This is a genomic window from Paenibacillus sp. A3M_27_13 (genome assembly GCF_024213315.1).
In the GTDB taxonomy this organism is placed as follows: domain Bacteria; phylum Bacillota; class Bacilli; order Paenibacillales; family Paenibacillaceae; genus Paenibacillus; species Paenibacillus polymyxa_B.
Window position 1 is genome coordinate 963,889 of the sequence record NZ_JANAVE010000002.1, and the last position, 17,507, is coordinate 981,395.

Genomic DNA, 17,507 nt, shown 5'->3' on the forward strand with positions numbered 1-17,507 from the left:
GTTTGTAGAGCAAACCCATGTGAAGCATGTTCAGCTGGGAATTCGCCTTTTATCTTTTGGAGACGAAAAAAGTGTAATAAGAAAAAATCACATTATACAGTTGTGTTACTTATAATCTTCAGAAAACCGTTCTTCCCAGCGGTAAACATTAACTGATTAATGGATTTTCTTGCGGTATCGTTAAACAAATACCACTCATCTTTCGATACGTCATGAACTAAAATCTCTGGATATTCTGTTGAAAGTTCAGATGGAACAGGACTAATTAAAGAATAAATATCAAAACGAACTAAGCTTTTCCCTTTTTGGTCTAAGAAATCATATTGTGCATTTTTATAATAAGACCCAAATGTGTCAATAGTGAAGCTCCAAGAGTAGTTTGCAGGTGCTTCAACCTTTTCACCTATGTTTTTTGCAAAAATATTATAAATGGTTTCATTAAATGCATTTACATTAATTTGCTGAACTACGCCGCCCATAAACATATGGTATTCATATTGCAATGCTTTTACTTGTACACCGTCTATGAACAATGGTTTAGTATCAACAGTCACTGCAAAGTTGTTGTAATTGACATTACAGCCAAACGTCTCTGCAATAAAACGAAGTGGAACATATATGCGATTATTTTTCGTGTATGGTTTTACATCAAGCAGTATCTTTTCTCCGTTTTTTTCCGCGGTGCTTCTATTTATTGCTAATTTCACTTTCATATCGCTTTTAGCGAGAATAACCTCGGAATTGGACCACTCGACGCTAGCCCCCAAACTTTCACTAATAACACGTAGAGGTACCATTGTGCGTTTGTTCTTCATTTCGGGCTTCACATCGGATGTAGTAGTCACACCGTCAACTTTGATTTGATTTTCTGCTGCATAAGTAGTGGACGATGAAATAAATAAAAAAATTGTAAGAAAAGCCCCAAAGAAAGCTTTTTTCATAAATGATTGCTCCTTTCTTGGTTTAATTTGTTGCGAGCAATTTTACCCCATATTAAGACGCAACTGGATAAAGATCGTTGCGCTGTCCTGTCTGTTAACTTAACGTAACAACCAGTTTGTACTATTTAATTAACTTCCGACATTTACCAACTTTAAACTTCTAATCTTCCTGGGGAATTATGTCGATAACATTGAATATTATTCATAAAATTTATCAAAGTAAATCCTTAGGGGGAAAGTTAATGAGAATACAGCTAAAAGTTGCGATTTCTCTAGCATGTTTAATGATGTTTATAGGTTGCTCAGCCTCACCAGTATCACAGCAGACGACCAAGATTACACTTTTGAATTCCAAAAGTGAAATAAAAACTCAGTTAGAAGAAGTAGCAAAACAATACAATCAAGAGCACTCTGAAGTATCTTTGGAGATTATTACCGCTCCTGAGGGGACGTCTGCATATCAAAAGCTGATGTCGATGTACGGCTCAGGAAGTCCCGCTACCATGTCGATGCTGGATCCTGGGGATGCTCAGCAATTTCTGGATAAAGCCGTTGATTTAAGCAAAGAAAAGTGGGTAGCTGATACGATAGAAAATGGACTTGACGCCGTTAAGAAAAGTGATGCTGTGCTGGGGTTTCCATTTGCAGTGGAAGGCTACGGATTAATTTACAATAAGAAAGTGCTGGACAAAGCAACAGGTGGGGCTTTTGATGCTTCCTCGGTAAAAAGCAGAAGCAGCCTGAACTCATTAATGGCTAGGATTCAGAAGACGGGAGTAGCACCGGTCATGCTTTCACCAATGGACTGGTCTCTCGGCTCTCATCTTTTAGCTTTGTCTTATTCTGTTCAGCCTGGGGGTTTTCCGGAGTTTGTTAAAGGTATGCAGGATAACTCCATAGACATGTCCCAAAACAGTGTGATGTCTGGATGGGTACAAACTTTAGACCTACTCAAGGATAACAGCATCAATAAGAATTCGCCTTTGGACAGCACGTATGACGATGGAGCTAAAGCATTAGGAGAGGGAAAAGTGGGGCTTTGGTTTATGGGCAACTGGGCTTGGGCGGGGATTAAGAGCAATGATACAGCAAATGAGGAATACGGTTTTTTGCCCCTTCCGTTAAGCGATAATACGGATGACCCTAACAATGCTAAGATTACAGTCGGTGTAACAAAGTATATTTTCATTGACTCCACAGCTACCACACCTCAGGAGCAAGAGGAAGCAAAGAAGTTTCTGAACTGGCTGGTATACGACAAGTCCGGACAAGATTTTCTGGTAAACAAGGCTAATACGGTACCCGCGTTCAAAAATATTGATTTAGAGCCTGCCGATCCTTTGGGAAGATCAATCAAGTCGTATATCTCGAGCGGAAAGACGCTGCCGTTTATGTCAACCCTTCCACCTGATCATGGGGCCATCACAGGAGCATCTATCCAAAGCTACATCAGTGGAAAAATAGATAAGGCTGAGCTGTTGCGTCAAATACGCATATACTGGAAAGCTCAGCAGTGATGACACAAGACCAGTCACGGGAGGAAGATAAAGATGTTTAAATTAACGCTAAAGAAAAAAATAATTAGTGCAGCGCTCATACTGGTTATCGTACTGTCCCTTTCAAGTGTAATAGGCGTCATTAAGATGTCGGAAATGGGGGAGGCTTCTGATAAGGTAAATAACAAGTCTTTACCTGCGGTTATTCTTCTTCAAGGTATGGATAAGCAGATTACAGAAATCGATAGACTCACCGTTCGACTGATACTCGAAGAGGATGTTGCCGTTCGCAGCACTTACCAAGAAGAACTAACCAAAGCTACAGCTTCAATGGATAAGCGTGTAAATGAATATCAAAGTTTAGCCTCTACGGCAGAGGAAAAAGAACTGTTCACCAACTTTTATGGTCAGTGGGCAATGTATCTTCGCCATCTAAAGGTGGTTTCCGCTGCCATGGAAGAAAACGACAAAGTGATGGCCTACATGATCATTCATGGAAATTCTTCTATTTATAAGGCAGCATTAGACGATGTAAATAAACTGAAGCTACTTAATGAGCAGTACGCCACGGATGCAGCTAATCAATCGAGTGATTCCTACTATTCAGGTAAACTGTTTATGATTTCTCTGACTATCATATGTACAATCCTTGGGATTATCGGTTCTTTTTTACTGGCTCAATCGTTCACTAAGCCCATATTAAAGATAGCGGAACAGATAAAGCTGGTAACGAGGGGGGACCTGCAAGTGGAACCCCTTAGTATCCGATCAAAAGATGAGGTCGGGGAACTGGCATCCGATTTTAATGAAATGTGCGATTCACTGCGCAACCTTTTAAAGGAAGTTGTGGATAATTCCTTACTGGTTGCCTCTACGGCTGAACAGTTAACGGCCAGTGCGGAACAGACAAGCATCGCTACCGAGCAGATAGCTATAAGTGCCACTCAAGTCGCAGAGGGATCTCAGACACAGCTTGCAGATATAGCTGAAACGCTGAATTACACGGTAGACGTTTCTAAAAGTGTAGACAACATCACCAATCGCTTTGTTCATGTGGCTAATCTCACAACCCAAGCACAAGAAAAAGCAAACAACGGGAAAACCCGAATGTCTTCGACTGTCTCCCAAATAAGAGATGTGCATACCAAGGTAACTCAATCCGCTGAAGTGGTAAATATTCTAGGCGAAAAGTCGGCGGAGATTAAACAGATCACAGCTATGATCAGTGATATAGCAGCCCGAACCAACTTGCTTTCACTAAATGCGAGTATAGAAGCTGCAAGAGCGGGAGAGCAGGGGAAAGGGTTTGCGGTTGTTGCTTTTGAAGTACGCAATTTGTCGGCACAAGCAAGTGAAGCAACAGGCAAGATCTCTTCTCTGGTCAACGAAATTACCTTAAGAACAAACGAAGTCGTGCTTTCAATGAACGAAGGTGTTCAATCTCTAAATGAAGGTATGATGCTTGTCGAAGGTGTCGGTAACGTCTTTTCTGAGATTGTAGGTGCCGTTGAAGAAGTGAGCGGTGAGGTGGACACTGCGGCTGTAGAAGCAAGATCTGTAAATGAAGGAACCGTTTCTATGGTGGAATCTATGAGAAAAATTGCTGAAATCTCCGAACGTGCAGCCGATTCTACTCAAACAGTCGCAAGCGTGGTCGAGGAAACTACCGCTTCCATGCAGGAAGTGTCTGCAGGTGCTAACATGCTTGCCAAGCGGGCGGAAGAGATGAATCAAACGGTGTCGGTATTCAAGATTTAAAATAAGCTTCAAATTAACTGGAGTTAAGAGCGGCAGCCTTGGACGAGAAAAACAAGTCCTAGACTGCCGCTGTTCTGTTAAGCTCAAACCATTAGATTACGAATGAACTGCTTCAGCTTTTTTGTTTGCTCTTTTCAAATCTTGTTTACGGCGTTCCTCCAGATACCGTTCCCCATTCTTCTTGTCTGCTGTCAGTGTAAAGCAGGATATGATGGTGAACAGGCCTGCAATGGAACCCAGAATTACATAAGTAATCGGGAAATTTAATACTTCATACATATGCCCGACAATGGGCGAGAAAATGGAAACCACCAGGGAGCCCATAAACAAATACAGCAGGTACATGGTGGAGGACAGGCGCTGGTCAAAGTTAACGGTAATATATTTGAAGATGGCTACCAGAATAAGCGGTTTCTCCAGGGAGTGAATCATCTTCATTGCAGCGACCCATATGGAACCGAATGGCAACGAAGAGCCGATAATACGCAAAGACATAATCGACCCGGCAATAATTAATGCCCATTTGGCGGTCGTTTTGTTTACAAACCAAGGGGTAACGAAAAGGAACACAAATTCCAGGAAAACCTGCACAGCGCTCAAATCGCCAAGGAATTGATTTCCTTCCGCTTTGGAACTGAACTGCGATACGAAGTATGTGGCAAACTGTTGGTCATATACCTCATAAATTTGGGTCACGCCAACCATGAATAGCATAAGAAACCAGAACTTTTTGGTACGTACGAGATGCAGTACATCAATTAGCTTCAACGATTCTGTTTTCTGCTGCTCCTGTCCGGAAATTTCGACTTTGGTCAGGAAGATGCAGATCATGGCAACAATGGCAGATACCGAGGCGATCCAGAAGGTCAGATTTACATTGATATTGATGATCCGTCCAGCAACAAAAGTAGCCGCCGCCCATCCGAGTGAACCCCACATACGAACCCGTCCGTATTCAAAGCCATATTTACGCGAAACTTTGTCCATATACGAATCGACGACACCGTTACCTGCATTAAACACCAGGCCGATAAATAGCGCACCAACAATGGCACCAATGACGAACTGCGTTTGAAGCAATGGACCGTACACATAGATAAAAAAGGGTCCGACGAGCAAAAGGATTGTAAAGAGTATGTACAGCAGATGTTTTCTCAAGCCCAGCTTGTCAGATAAGTAACCGAACAGGGGCTGCATGATCAAGGCGACGATTGAATTAGCCGCGTATAGAAATCCCGTGTAGGTTTGTGAAATTCCCAGGCTTTGTCCCAGCCAAATGACAAAAAAAGACATGGCGGCAGACCATGTAAACAGATAAGCGAAGTTAAAAATACTCAAAGACCAATAGTTGCGTTTTGCCAAATTCATCATGTTTAAGCACCCCTTTAAATTGTAGCGGCTCAAATTGTATACAACGTCAATATGCATTGTCTGTACTATTAATTGTAAGGATTATTCAGATGCTTCCATAGGGCATTTTCCCAAGATTTCCTGTGCTTATTACAATCAGTTGATAATTCGAATAAAACAGCCGATCCTGATATGGATTAAATATGGTAAAATATACAAAAAAGATTATGTATTACTCTTTCGAACAGAGATGAAGAATGCGTATAATTTTAAAGAAATCTAACATAGCGAACGTTTGAGAGTTAACTCACTTTCTTTATCCAAAAGCAACCAGGTAGCTCTTGATGTAAGCGATATGACGATAACATGAGAATATGCTGTTACATGGGTGTTTGAACTAATTAAAAACTTTTACGAGACCTACCGGGTGTGTGTAACTACATCTACGTCTTGTAAGAAATAAGTCCTAAGTGTAAAATTCCCTTATAGTTCATTAAGCTCACTAAGTAGGAGGAGAAACATAGGGGGGCATCATAATTGTAAAAGCAAGGGGATGAAGTGATTTATTTTGCAAGTACAAAGTTACTTGAAACAGTGATCGTATATAAAGTATTGTGTAACGATGAGTTATGACGAAACCCACTCACCCTAAGGGACAGGTTATCACCCTACACTAGTCAGAAGGGGGGAGCGGATGGCTGTCCCTGATTGGTGATGGCATTTAGATCGAACTGAGCATTATTTGTGAAAAGCACCAGATTACATACTCTAGGCAATCAGATACCGTTCTTTGGATGCAACATGGGCTACGTCCCTATTAACATATATTATACAAATTAAAGAGAAAACGAATAAAAACAAAATGTTGTGAATTCGTAGTTGGAGGATTTATTATGTCGAAAAGTGTTTCTTCGTCCTTTATTATCATTATAGGATCAATGCTATTTGCCTTATTTTTTGGTGCAGGGAATCTAATCTTTCCACCTATGCTTGGGCAAATGGCTGGAAAGAATGTATGGATAGCCAATGCAGGTTTCTTGGTTACTGGAGTTGGCTTACCATTACTAGCCGTCACAGCCTTTGTTTTTTCGGGCAAAAGCAATTTGCAAACTTTAGCGAGTCGTGTACATCCTGTATTCGGCATTGTCTTTACAACCATTCTTTATCTAGCCATCGGGCCTTTATATGCAATTCCTAGAACCGGTAGTGTGTCATTTGAAATTGGAGTAAAACCTTTTTTTTCAAACAATGCAGATCATCCTGTCGCACTTTTTGTATTTACTATCCTTTTTTTTGCAGTTGCATGTTTGTTATCACTTAATCCTACAAAAATTATTGATGTAATCGGAAAGTTTTTAACACCCATTAAATTGACATTCATTGGATTACTTGTGATTGTAGCTATTATTCACCCAATAGGAAAGTTCCAAGAACCTGCGGAGGGTTATACATCGAATGTCTTTTTCAAAGGCTTTCAAGAGGGTTATTTAACATTGGACGCTCTTGTAGCCTTTATTTTTGGAATTATCATTGTGAATGCAATTAAGGATAGAGGAGTTACTTCCAAAAAAGAGTTGATGATCATTTGTGCCAAAGCGATAGCAATTGCGGTTATACTCTTAGCTTTTATCTATACGTCTCTTTCATACATGGGAGCTTCTAGCGTTGAAAAATTGGGTGTTTTAGGAAATGGGGCTGAGGTGTTAGCTAAGGTTTCCTCCTATTATTTTGGATCTTATGGTTCTATTCTATTAGGCTTAATGATTACAGTAGCGTGTTTAACGACAAGTGTGGGGCTTATCACTTCCTGCTCTTCCTTTTTTCATGGATTATTTCCAAAAGTCTCTTATAAAAGAGTTGCTCTCATGTTATCTATATTTAGTACCCTTGTAGCTAACATAGGTTTAACTCAGCTCATTAAGGTTTCAACGCCAGTATTAATGGCAATATATCCTATTGCTATTTCTCTAATATTTTTAACTTTTTTACATCCCGTATTTAAAGGAAGGTCAGAAGTATATCAAGGCAGTTTGATATTAACCTTTATCATTAGTTTATTTGATGGCTTGAATGCTGCTGGAATAAAAATTAATGTAATTAATGATTTTTTCACTCATCTTCTTCCATTATATAATGTAGGGTTAGGGTGGTTAATTCCCTCTGTTTTAGGAGGCGTAGCTGGCTACATATTTACTAAGTTAAGAGGAAAAAAAATAATTTTAGTACTTATGAAGCCCAAAAAAAATAAATGATTTATCCTATGCATATTAGTCTGTTATATAAGGGACAGCAAGCGCCTGATCTGCTTCGTGCTGCTTACGGTACTGCGAAGGGGTCAGGCCGTTCCATTTTTTAAAGGTCGCAATAAAATAGCTTAGATTGTCAAAACCAACATCCAGCGCAATATCAACCACTTTGCGATCACTTTGCTCCAGCAACCTGCAAGCCTTTTGAATCCGATGATAGTTAATATATTCTACCGGGCTTTTCTGAACCATCTGCTTAAAAAAACGGCAAAAATGCCCCTCACTCATTCCAATCTCATCTGCGATCTCCCGTAAACGTATAGGCTCATGAGCATGACTGTTAATATACACCAGCGCTTTTTTGATCCGTTCAACTTTATTGCGTTGCCCTGCCATAATCACATCCTCTCCGTTAGCGGGGGTCATGTGTGGGTACAGACAGGCGATCATGCTATAGAGCTGCGCCTTGGTCGCCAGTTCACGGGCAGGCGCATTCTGCTCATGGCTGGTGATAATGTGTCGCAATGCAGCCAGCACCTCTTGCTCCCAGGGCTGCACGCCGCGAATGTGAGGGGGAGGGACAAGCTTTTTACTGATAAATGGGTCAATAAACTGCGTTTGCACCGTATCCTGCGTGCGGCTGTGCAGCATGTCGGGGTGAAACACCACCGCAGAAAATACGCAACGAGCGCTTTTTTGTAAATAACCTGCATGAAGCTCGCCGCTGTTGACAAAAAGAGCTTCACCTTCGTTCACCTCCGTATAGACCATATCCGTCTGAAATATGGCGCTCCCCTGTTCCACTACGATAAACTCCATCTCCTCATGCCAATGGGACTCCAGTACACTATTTCCATTTAGCTGCTCTACGCTCGGATATACGCTGACCGGATACATGGGATTGCCGTGAATTCGATTTTCCCGCAACATTTCTCTTTGCATTTCTATGACTCCTTTTCCGCAAACTGATTTATATATAAAACATCAAAATATTGATACAATACGTCAAAATAAAAGAAGTAAACCCTTACATAAATCAATATTATTATAGTAAGGATTTCGAAAAAATCCAACAAGCGATTTGGGATTAAGAAAATAAAGATTGAAGCGGAGGAAGAAACAGATGAAATTTACTGATGGCTATTGGATGGTTCGCAAGGGCTATGAAATACAAAATCCTGCTGAAATCCGTGATATTGTGACGGACGATGCTTCCATGACGGTATATGCAGCCACCCACCGGATCGAGCATAAAGGAGATACGCTGAACGGAGCGTTGCTGAAAGCGACCTACAGCTCGCCTATGCCGAATGTCATTCAGGTGCGTCTGAACCACCATAAGGGACGGGTGCATCAGGGACCGAATTTTGAAATTCACACCTTGCCAACAGAGGTAGACATTACGGTGGATGAGGACGTAGCGGTACTGAAAAGCGGCGATCTGAGTGTGCGAGTCGGCCGTGGGAAGAGCTGGGATGTAGGCTTTTATGTCGAGGATCGCAAAGTCACAGGCAGCGGACATCGGGGACCAGGCTATATTACAGACCCGCAGGATCAGCCTTTTTTCCGGGAACAGCTGGAGTTGGGCATCGGTGAGTACGTATACGGACTTGGAGAGCGTTTCACTCCGTTCGTAAAAAATGGCCAGGTGGTTGATATCTGGAATGAAGATGGCGGGACTAGCAGTGAGCAGGCATATAAAAACATTCCATTTTATCTATCTAATAAAGGGTATGGTGTGTTCGTCAACCATCCAGAAAAGGTATCCTATGAGATTGCATCGGAAAATGTATCAAAGGTTCAGTTTAGCGTCTCCGGCGAATCGTTAGAGTATTTTATTATTGGTGGAGCTAACCCTAAAGAGGTACTGGACAATTACACCAAGCTGACGGGTAAGCCTGCATTACCACCAGCCTGGACCTTTGGTTTGTGGCTGACCACTTCGTTCACAACAGATTATGATGAAGCGACAGTGAACCATTTTGTCGACGGGATGGCTGAGCGGGATCTGCCACTCTCGGTATTCCATTTTGACTGCTTCTGGATGAAGGAATACCAATGGTGCGATTTCCAGTGGGATCAAGACATGTTCCCGGACCCGGAAGGCATGCTGCAGAGATTGAAGGCAAAGGGTCTCAAAATTTGTGCATGGATCAATCCGTATATTGCGGAAAAATCCATTTTGTTCGATGAAGGTATGGAGAATGGTTATCTGGTCAAAACCGCCGATGGCAGCGTGTGGCAATGGGATATGTGGCAGGCGGGGATGGGGCTGGTTGACTTCACGAATCCAGCTGCAGTCGCATGGTACCAGGATAAGCTCAAGGTGCTGGTAGATCAGGGGGTGGATTGCTTTAAAACTGATTTTGGCGAGCGCATCCCTACCCATGTGGTATATCATGACGGCTCTGATCCAATGAAGATGCATAATTATTATACGCATTTGTACAACAAGGCTGTATTTGATGTGCTGGAGGAAAAGCTGGGTAAAAATGAAGCCGCACTATTTGCACGTTCCGCTACAGCCGGGGGGCAACAGTTCCCGGTTCACTGGGGCGGAGACTGCTCGTCTACGTATGAGTCGATGGCGGAATCCTTGCGAGGCGGTTTGTCGCTTGGTTTGAGCGGCTTCGGCTTCTGGAGCCATGATATTAGCGGCTTTGAGTTAACGGCTGCGCCGGACGTGTACAAACGGTGGGTACAATTCGGGCTTCTGTCCTCTCATAGCCGTCTGCACGGAAACGAATCCTATCGCGTGCCTTGGCTGTTTGATGAAGAATCAGTCGACGTGGTGCGCAGCTTTACAAAACTCAAATGCTCGCTAATGCCATACCTGTATCCTTCTGCTGTGGAATCCTCAGTAAAGGGACTGCCGATGATGCGGGCTATGGTATTGGAATTCCCGCAGGACCCAACCTGTGCAACGCTGGATCTGCAATACATGCTGGGGGATTCCATTTTGGTAGCCCCGATCTTTAATAAAGAAGGCAATGTGCAGTATTATGTACCAGAGGGTAAGTGGACAAATTTACTTACGAATGAGAGCGTGTCAGGTGGTTGTTGGGTTAACGAGCATCATGATTTTACAACTTTGCCTGTGCTCGTGAAGCCGAACACACTTTTGGCAATCGGTCATGAGAACAGTCGTCCGGATTATGATTATGCTGATCAAGTGGCGCTTCATTTGTTTGAACTTGGTGAGGGGCAACAGGCTCGAACGATTATCGTGAATACGTCAGGTGAAGAAGAGCTAACGGTTACTGCTAGCCGCAAGAATTCTGTCATTACGGTGAAGGCAGAAGGTGCTGTTAAACCATGGTCGATAGTCCTGCGCGGTATCCACGAGGCTGTTCAAGTGGAGGAAGGCAGTAGCCAGTCGGGAGAACAGGGTGTAACCATTACACCAGCTTCCAGCGGACAGCAAGAGCTTACTATTCACTTGGGCTAGGTAAGGCGCTAGAAAGTGGATGAAGTATGTCATAATGTAGCGATTATATGCAAAAAAGGGCTTGCCTGATCCAATAGGCAAGCCTTTTTTGATGCAGATTTTTGATAGAGACCAGTTGCAACTTTTAGCTTTGGTGTTTATTTCTATTTATTCTGCTGGAGTAGCAGCGGTACAATATACTGCCGGAAAATATCTACAGGAGTCCTTTTCTTTTTAAATCTATCAGCGGTAACGACAACAACCATGTCATACGACGGGACGACAACAATATATTGCCCACCAAAGCCGAGAGCGTAAAAATAGTCCGTTTCAGTTCCTATCTCTGTTTCATCTGAAAAGGAAGAAGTCCACCAGTGCCAGCCGTAAAATGCCTTTTGTGGTTTGGCAGCAGGAAGAAACGGACGGGTTGAATATCGGACTGTCTCTGTTTGGATGATCTGCCGTCCTTCCCAGCCTCCTTGGTTCAGATAAAGCCGCCCGAATTTGAGCATGTCCATCGGCCTGAGATGCAGTCCGAATCCACCCGTATGAGTACCCTGAGGATCGGTTTCCCAATGATAGCTTTCGATACCGAGCGGTTGGAATAATTGCTGCTCGGCAAATTCAGCAACTGTTTGTCCAGAAACATTACGTAGTATGGTGGCCAAAAGTTGAGAACAGCCAGAACTGTATTCCATTCGCGTACCTGGCACATCCGATAATGGCTGTGAAAGCACAAATTGCACCCAGTCTGACGTTTTGCTCATGGTAGGAAAAGAATTTTGTCCGCCAAATTCCGTCCAGTTAAAGCCTGCGGACATCGTCAGCAGATGTTCAATCCTAATATCACGCTTACGAGAATCACTATCTGTGGCCAACTGGGGAAAGAATTCGAGGATCGGCGTCTCCGGTTTCGGTCCCCGTTGCTGGTCCATAGCGATACTAACTAATGCGGAAATCACGCTTTTGGTACAGGAATTTATTTTATAAAGTTCATTAGCAATTTGAGGTTCACGATAGTAATTCATGATCATGTTACCCTGCTGCTCAATAAGGCAGCTGCGGGTTTCCAATTCGTTAAGCACGTGAATAAGCGGTTTGAGTTCCAGACTTTTCATGCAGATCCTCCTTGAGGCTTATGGCATAGCAATACATAGTATATCATTTTAATAGTCCGAAATTCGAAGAGTACAAACTGAAAACAGTTCATTTACTAATTTTGAATTTTTTTGTTTTTTGATATTAAAAAAGATATATATGTTCACTGAATAGACACAAGTATATTTAAAAATCTATACACTTTTTCTGTTTCATTCAAAAAAACAATCGAATAAAACGATATATAGTAAGTTGGACATTTTATTCAGAAATAACTGGGGGACCGATTCATGAATTTAACAATTAAGGCCAAAATGATTCTTAGCGCGATACTGATTCCGAGTGTGATTGCAGCTATGCTGCTGACCAATTACATTTTAAGCGTACATAGTGAGAATGAGTACAAGGATATTATGAATCGTGAAGAGGCTATTGCGTATAACTCGAAGTCTCTTCAATTTTTGTTAAACGGCATATCTAATGATGAGCGGGCATATTTGCTAACTCGTGATGAACAGTACGGGCGAGAGATCGGAAACAAGCAAAGTGAAGTTGCAAAGTTGCTACAGGAGACAGAAGCTCTGCTTAATACAGGTAATGAGGATTCTAAGAAAAAAATGACTGATCTCAAGACGGGGATTAATACTTACATGAATCAAGTTCATCGTTTACTGACTACAGCGGGGTATCAGAGTACAAGAGACGATGCTTTCCCGCCATTTTCTGATTTGCTCGATGATTTTGAAAACGAACGGGTGTTGCGTAAGCAACTTGATACCAAGGTAGTAGCCTTTGTCAAAGCTCAAGAAGATATGGTAACGGTGAAAGTACAGCAAGCGCACCAAACGATGACGAATACATCCTTGATTACGAGTATTGTAGGACTTCTAGTTATCATTTACAGTATTGTTCAATCCATCGTTTTGATTCGTTCAATTCGTCCATTACACCATATGAATGAGCAGCTGTTGGAAATGTCTGAAGGTGGGGGAGATTTGCGTAGCCGACTGGATATTACGTCCAAAGACGAAATCGGTATGATTGCAAGCTCCTACAACAAGCTTATTGAGGGGTTCCGCAGTATTATAGTGGATGCTCAGGATACGGCGCGTACATTAACCGTAACCGCAGAGCGGGTTAGCGTAAGTACAGAGGAAATGAATCAGGCCAATCGTCATACTTCCGGTGTAATGGAAGAGCTAGCGGCTGGTATGGAGCATCAGGTCGATGATATTACACAAACTACAGATACCGTAAAAGAGCTAGCCCACGAACTGGAGCATATTGCAGCTACGAGCCAGCAGGTGTATGAGTTGTCTGATACAGCCGCTAAAGATGCAGAAGCAGGAGAACAATCTATAGGTCAGGCTATGCTTCAGATGGAGAAGGTAAGCGAAAGTGTAGACAGCTCTGCACGTGCTGTACGTTCACTTAGTGAACAGGCCGAACAGATTGGCATGATCGGAGCTGTTATTACCGGGATAGCCAAACAGACAGGAATGCTGGCGCTCAACGCGTCGATTGAAGCGGCAAGAGCCGGAGAGCAGGGCAAAGGATTTGCAGTTGTAGCCTCTGAGGTAAGAAGATTGGCCGAGCAGGTATCGGTTTCAGCAGCAGAAATCACACAATTTGTGCAAAATATTCAGGAGCATGTTGGAAATGTGGCTTCCAGTATGCAGACAGGGACGGTTGAAGTGCAGTCTGGCGTAAAGGTTATGCAATCCGCAGAAACTGCATTTCGTCAGATTGGAAGTTCCATTCAACTGGTCAGCGAACAGATTCACAGTGTAAATCGGTCTGTAGAACAGATGTCCGGCGGTTCCGAGCGAATGGTGGAAGCGGTGGAACGCATACGTGAAGTAGCAGAGCAGTCGGCAGGGGGAACCCAGAGCGTCAGTGCGGCAGCTGAAGAGCAGCTGGCTTCCATGGAGGAAATTGCATCATCTATTCATACACTGGCGGATATGTCGCAACTGCTGAATGCAAGGGTCGGTGGATTTAAAGTGTAACCGCATAAATCCCCACCAATGTAAACACAATAACATCTGTTGAACGAATCAGAACAGCTGTGTTATTACTTTTGCAAAGGTGGTAACGGGATGCAACAAAATAAAGGGAATCTGCTTGCGTTAGGTTCCATCCCGCTGATGATGACGCTGGGTAATTCCATGCTGATTCCTGTTTTACCGGAAATCGGACGTAAGCTACATGTAAGCTCTTTTCGGATTAGCATGTTGATTACAGTATATGCGGTAGTGGCCATTTTACTGATACCGATTGCGGGCTATCTCTCCGACCGATTTGGCCGTAAGGCGGTAATTGTTCCCTGTCTGATTCTGACTGTGATTGGAGGGGGGATTTCTGCGGCGGGAGCATGGCTGCTTCACGATTCGGCAGCATACTGGACCATTATTGGAGGCCGTCTACTTCAGGGTGCGGGAGCGGCAGGGGCTTTTCCTATAGTCATTCCGCTTGTAGGTGATTTGTACGAAAACGAGGATGAGGCCAGCAAGAACCTGGGCGTCGTCGAGACCTACAACACATTCGGTAAAGTGTTAAGTCCGATCCTCGGTGCCGCGTTGGGAGCAGTTCTATGGTTTTTGCCATTGGCAGTAATTCCAGGACTCTGTCTGATTTCACTCATTTTGGTGCTTTGGCTGATCCATGTGCCCAAGCGTAAGAACCAACCGATTATGTTTCGAGAGTTTGTGGGAAATGTGAAGCGGGTGCTTGCCGAAAAAGGACGCTGGCTCTATGCTATTTTCGCTATGGGCGGCATTTGTATGTTTGTCATTTTTGGAGTCTTGTTCTACTTATCCGACATACTAGAAAGTCGTTACAACCTCCGTGGGGTCTGGAAAGGTTTTGTGCTGGCCATTCCGCTTATTTCCCTCTGTCTGTGCTCTTATGTAGGAGGCAAGATTATCGGCAAACACAAAAAGCGCATGAAATGGATTGGTTTTAGCGGTTTGACCATATTGACGATCAGCTTTGCCATTCTCGGATTTTTTCAACATATTTATGCGGTGATTGGACTGTTTACGTTAGGGGGCGGCGGAATTGGGCTCGCACTGCCTTGTTTGGACACCCTGATTACGAAGGGAATTGAAAAAGAGGAGCGCGGAACCATTACTTCATTGTATAGCAGCATGCGCTTTGTCGGGGTGTCGCTAGGTCCTCCGGTTGTTTCCTTGCTGCTGGGCAGCAGTGGACATGGGCTGCTTTTTGGCGTGATGGCCGCTGTGGGGGGCATTGCAGCTCTACTGATGCTGTTTGCGGTCAGACCCAAGCAGGATGAGCCAGCGGATGACACATCCACTGACCGTAAAAATGTAAAGGAGGAGCTGACAGGCTTGTCCCGAGAAAAGCCTCTTTCTCCCAAGCTAAGACACAAAACTCCTGCGAAATAAAATGAAAAAGCACCCGTTGTCCACACAACCATGGCAACGGGTGCTTTTGATTATAAGCAGTTATAAACTAAATGTATTTGAAAACAATAGCTTTACCCATTGAGAGAAACATGCGATTTAGGCTTACGGCTTGCGATGATTTGTATAACATAGATCAGCAAAAACAGTACAATAAACAGCGAGGAAAGGCGGTACATCCACGCATAATCACTTGCTTTGGCAATAATGCCAAGTATAAGCGCACCGGCTGCAACCCCGAAATCGAGGGAATTGAGAAACATACCATTTGCCATGCCTCTTTGTTTAGGAGATACAATCTGAATCATCCAGGTTTGCAGGGTTGGCTGCATCACACCAAATCCGATACCGTAGCAAAGAGCCGACACATACATGAAATCATCACTGTGCGCGTAGGAAAGCAGGAGCAGACCGCCAATTAAAAAGAGGGAGCCGGGGATGAGCAGTGCTTTTGCTCCTTTTTTGTCATAAATACGGCCCGAGAAGGGACGCACAATCAGCACGGAAACCGCATTAAACAGGAAAAAATAGGCCGGGTGCGCCAGATTTGCTTCATTTCCGTAAAGCGCCATAAAGCTGAGTAATCCGCCATATGTAATAGACATCAGCATGTTCAGTAAGGCGGGAATCCACAGTTTACGGTTAAATGCCGGTTTTCGCCCCTCTTCCAAAGGAATCATAGGGGGTTCGATGTGCCCCTTAGGTAATGTACGAATGAGCCAGTGAGCCAAAGGGAATATCACAACAATTACGGCTGCTGTCGTATAGGCAAGCAGGTTAAAACTCCCGTATTGCAGCATCGAAATGCCGATGGTTGGCCCAATCGACATCGCTAGACTGGTGGACAGACTAAAGAAACCCATTCCTTCACCAAGGCGCTTGGACGGGATGACGTCAGAGGCCATCGTTGGAAAAGCCGTACTGCTCATACCGAAGCCGATCCCGAATAACATCCGCATGAGCAGAAGCACTGTAATCGTCGGCGAAACACTGTACCCCAGCGTTCCTGCCAATGCAAACAGCAGCCCCACGAAGATCAGAGTGCTGCGATGCCCTTTTTCCAGCATACGGGCGGAAAAGAGCCGTGCCGCAATCGCACTTAAAGCAAATAAAGTGGTAACGAGACTAACCTGAACGGAACTAGCGTGGAATGTATTTTTCACATAAGAAGGAATAGAGGATAGAATCATCTGTAATTCCAAAAACAAAAATAAATTGGAAACCGTAAGAACAATAAATTCCTTGGTCCAAAGAGGTTGCTTGCTTTGTTGCATATTAATCGTTATCTCCTTGTTTTTCTGATTCGGTCATGTTGGCGTGAATTTGTAAAAGAGTCTGGCGGAATTGCTCCAGATCGGCTGAGGAAATTCTTCTTACAAAATCGTGATTGGCATCATATTCAATAGGAAGAATCTCTTTTACAAGCTGTCGGCCTGCTTCAGTCAAATGAAGTAAATAGGCTCGACGATCCTGAGGGCTATTCACACGCCGTACCCAGCCCTTCTTGTCTAATAAATCAATAATTCGAGTCGTGGTCGGCTGGTCCTTCACGGCCTTAGCTGCAATTTCTTTCTGATTTAAACCCTCAGCCTGATAGATTTGGTACAGAACCGACCATTGCTCTGGGGAAATATCATAAGGCTTGAGACGCTGCAAGAGCTGCTGACTCATTTTGCGGTGAGTAATCCCGAGCAACATCCCAATGGAACAATCGGGAGGCAAGTTATTCATAAGGTACTCCTTTCTGTTTCCCGTACATAAAT

General features: G+C 43.5%; 12 protein-coding genes. 6 read left to right on the forward strand and 6 right to left on the reverse strand.

All coding sequences use genetic code 11. The features are described 5' to 3' along the window. Nucleotides 1-92 precede the first annotated feature (92 nt). Nucleotides 93-941 carry a copper amine oxidase N-terminal domain-containing protein gene (locus tag NLX82_RS10970; protein ID WP_071558910.1) on the reverse strand — a complete coding sequence of 283 codons (849 nt, stop codon included), beginning with the start codon at nt 939-941 and terminating at the stop codon, nt 93-95. A gap of 242 nt (nt 942-1,183) precedes the next feature. Here NLX82_RS10970 and NLX82_RS10975 point away from each other — a divergent pair, with 242 nt between their 5' ends. Next, entirely contained in the window at nt 1,184-2,458 is a 1,275-nt protein-coding gene (locus NLX82_RS10975; protein WP_254348034.1) for an ABC transporter substrate-binding protein, read from the forward strand. Nucleotides 2,459-2,491: 33 nt separating this feature from the next. Continuing rightward, complete coding sequence (locus NLX82_RS10980) at nt 2,492-4,195, forward strand: methyl-accepting chemotaxis protein (RefSeq protein WP_254348036.1); 1,704 nt, start codon at nt 2,492-2,494, stop codon at nt 4,193-4,195. Between the two features lie 96 nt (nt 4,196-4,291). Here the strand turns inward: NLX82_RS10980 and NLX82_RS10985 are convergent, their stop codons facing one another. Beyond that, nucleotides 4,292-5,566 (reverse strand): oligosaccharide MFS transporter, encoded by a 1,275-nt coding sequence (locus NLX82_RS10985; protein WP_075154056.1) that lies wholly within the window; start codon nt 5,564-5,566, stop codon nt 4,292-4,294. Between the two features lie 872 nt (nt 5,567-6,438). On the opposite strand from NLX82_RS10985, the gene brnQ reads away from it, so the two are divergent. Next, nucleotides 6,439-7,797, forward strand: coding sequence for a branched-chain amino acid transport system II carrier protein (gene brnQ, locus NLX82_RS10990; protein WP_254348043.1), 1,359 nt, complete (start codon nt 6,439-6,441; stop codon nt 7,795-7,797). A 15-nt stretch (nt 7,798-7,812) separates the two neighbouring features. Here the strand turns inward: brnQ and NLX82_RS10995 are convergent, their stop codons facing one another. Beyond that, nucleotides 7,813-8,733, reverse strand: a complete 921-nt coding sequence (locus tag NLX82_RS10995) for an AraC family transcriptional regulator (protein WP_028542770.1) — start codon at nt 8,731-8,733, stop codon at nt 7,813-7,815. 181 nt (nt 8,734-8,914) lie between these two features. Between NLX82_RS10995 and yicI the strand changes: the two genes are divergently transcribed. Further along, complete coding sequence (gene yicI, locus NLX82_RS11000) at nt 8,915-11,239, forward strand: alpha-xylosidase (protein ID WP_068940607.1); 2,325 nt, start codon at nt 8,915-8,917, stop codon at nt 11,237-11,239. A gap of 143 nt (nt 11,240-11,382) precedes the next feature. Here yicI and NLX82_RS11005 read toward each other — a convergent pair whose 3' ends face one another. Next, nucleotides 11,383-12,336 carry a serine hydrolase domain-containing protein gene (locus tag NLX82_RS11005; protein ID WP_254348045.1) on the reverse strand — a complete coding sequence of 318 codons (954 nt, stop codon included), beginning with the start codon at nt 12,334-12,336 and terminating at the stop codon, nt 11,383-11,385. 270 nt (nt 12,337-12,606) lie between these two features. On the opposite strand from NLX82_RS11005, the gene NLX82_RS11010 reads away from it, so the two are divergent. Then, nucleotides 12,607-14,325, forward strand: a complete 1,719-nt coding sequence (locus NLX82_RS11010) for a methyl-accepting chemotaxis protein (RefSeq protein WP_023988114.1) — start codon at nt 12,607-12,609, stop codon at nt 14,323-14,325. Nucleotides 14,326-14,415: 90 nt separating this feature from the next. Next, complete coding sequence (locus tag NLX82_RS11015) at nt 14,416-15,726, forward strand: MFS transporter (protein WP_254348046.1); 1,311 nt, start codon at nt 14,416-14,418, stop codon at nt 15,724-15,726. Between the two features lie 92 nt (nt 15,727-15,818). Here the strand turns inward: NLX82_RS11015 and NLX82_RS11020 are convergent, their stop codons facing one another. Further along, nucleotides 15,819-17,018: an MFS transporter gene (locus tag NLX82_RS11020; protein WP_254348047.1), complete on the reverse strand. Its 1,200-nt coding sequence runs from the start codon at nt 17,016-17,018 to the stop codon at nt 15,819-15,821. Nucleotide 17,019: 1 nt separating this feature from the next. Then, nucleotides 17,020-17,475 (reverse strand): MarR family winged helix-turn-helix transcriptional regulator, encoded by a 456-nt coding sequence (locus NLX82_RS11025; protein WP_023988117.1) that lies wholly within the window; start codon nt 17,473-17,475, stop codon nt 17,020-17,022. Between the last annotated feature and the right edge of the window lie 32 nt (nt 17,476-17,507).

Coding starts and splice junctions, on each gene's coding strand:
- NLX82_RS10970 (WP_071558910.1), bottom strand. CDS start 941: ATGAAAAAAGCTTTCTTTGGGGCTTTTCTTACAATTTTTTTATTTATT.
- NLX82_RS10975 (WP_254348034.1), top strand. CDS start 1,184: ATGAGAATACAGCTAAAAGTTGCGATTTCTCTAGCATGTTTAATGATG.
- NLX82_RS10980 (WP_254348036.1), top strand. CDS start 2,492: ATGTTTAAATTAACGCTAAAGAAAAAAATAATTAGTGCAGCGCTCATA.
- NLX82_RS10985 (WP_075154056.1), bottom strand. CDS start 5,566: ATGATGAATTTGGCAAAACGCAACTATTGGTCTTTGAGTATTTTTAAC.
- brnQ (WP_254348043.1), top strand. CDS start 6,439: ATGTCGAAAAGTGTTTCTTCGTCCTTTATTATCATTATAGGATCAATG.
- NLX82_RS10995 (WP_028542770.1), bottom strand. CDS start 8,733: ATGCAAAGAGAAATGTTGCGGGAAAATCGAATTCACGGCAATCCCATG.
- yicI (WP_068940607.1), top strand. CDS start 8,915: ATGAAATTTACTGATGGCTATTGGATGGTTCGCAAGGGCTATGAAATA.
- NLX82_RS11005 (WP_254348045.1), bottom strand. CDS start 12,336: ATGAAAAGTCTGGAACTCAAACCGCTTATTCACGTGCTTAACGAATTG.
- NLX82_RS11010 (WP_023988114.1), top strand. CDS start 12,607: ATGAATTTAACAATTAAGGCCAAAATGATTCTTAGCGCGATACTGATT.
- NLX82_RS11015 (WP_254348046.1), top strand. CDS start 14,416: ATGCAACAAAATAAAGGGAATCTGCTTGCGTTAGGTTCCATCCCGCTG.
- NLX82_RS11020 (WP_254348047.1), bottom strand. CDS start 17,018: ATGCAACAAAGCAAGCAACCTCTTTGGACCAAGGAATTTATTGTTCTT.
- NLX82_RS11025 (WP_023988117.1), bottom strand. CDS start 17,475: ATGAATAACTTGCCTCCCGATTGTTCCATTGGGATGTTGCTCGGGATT.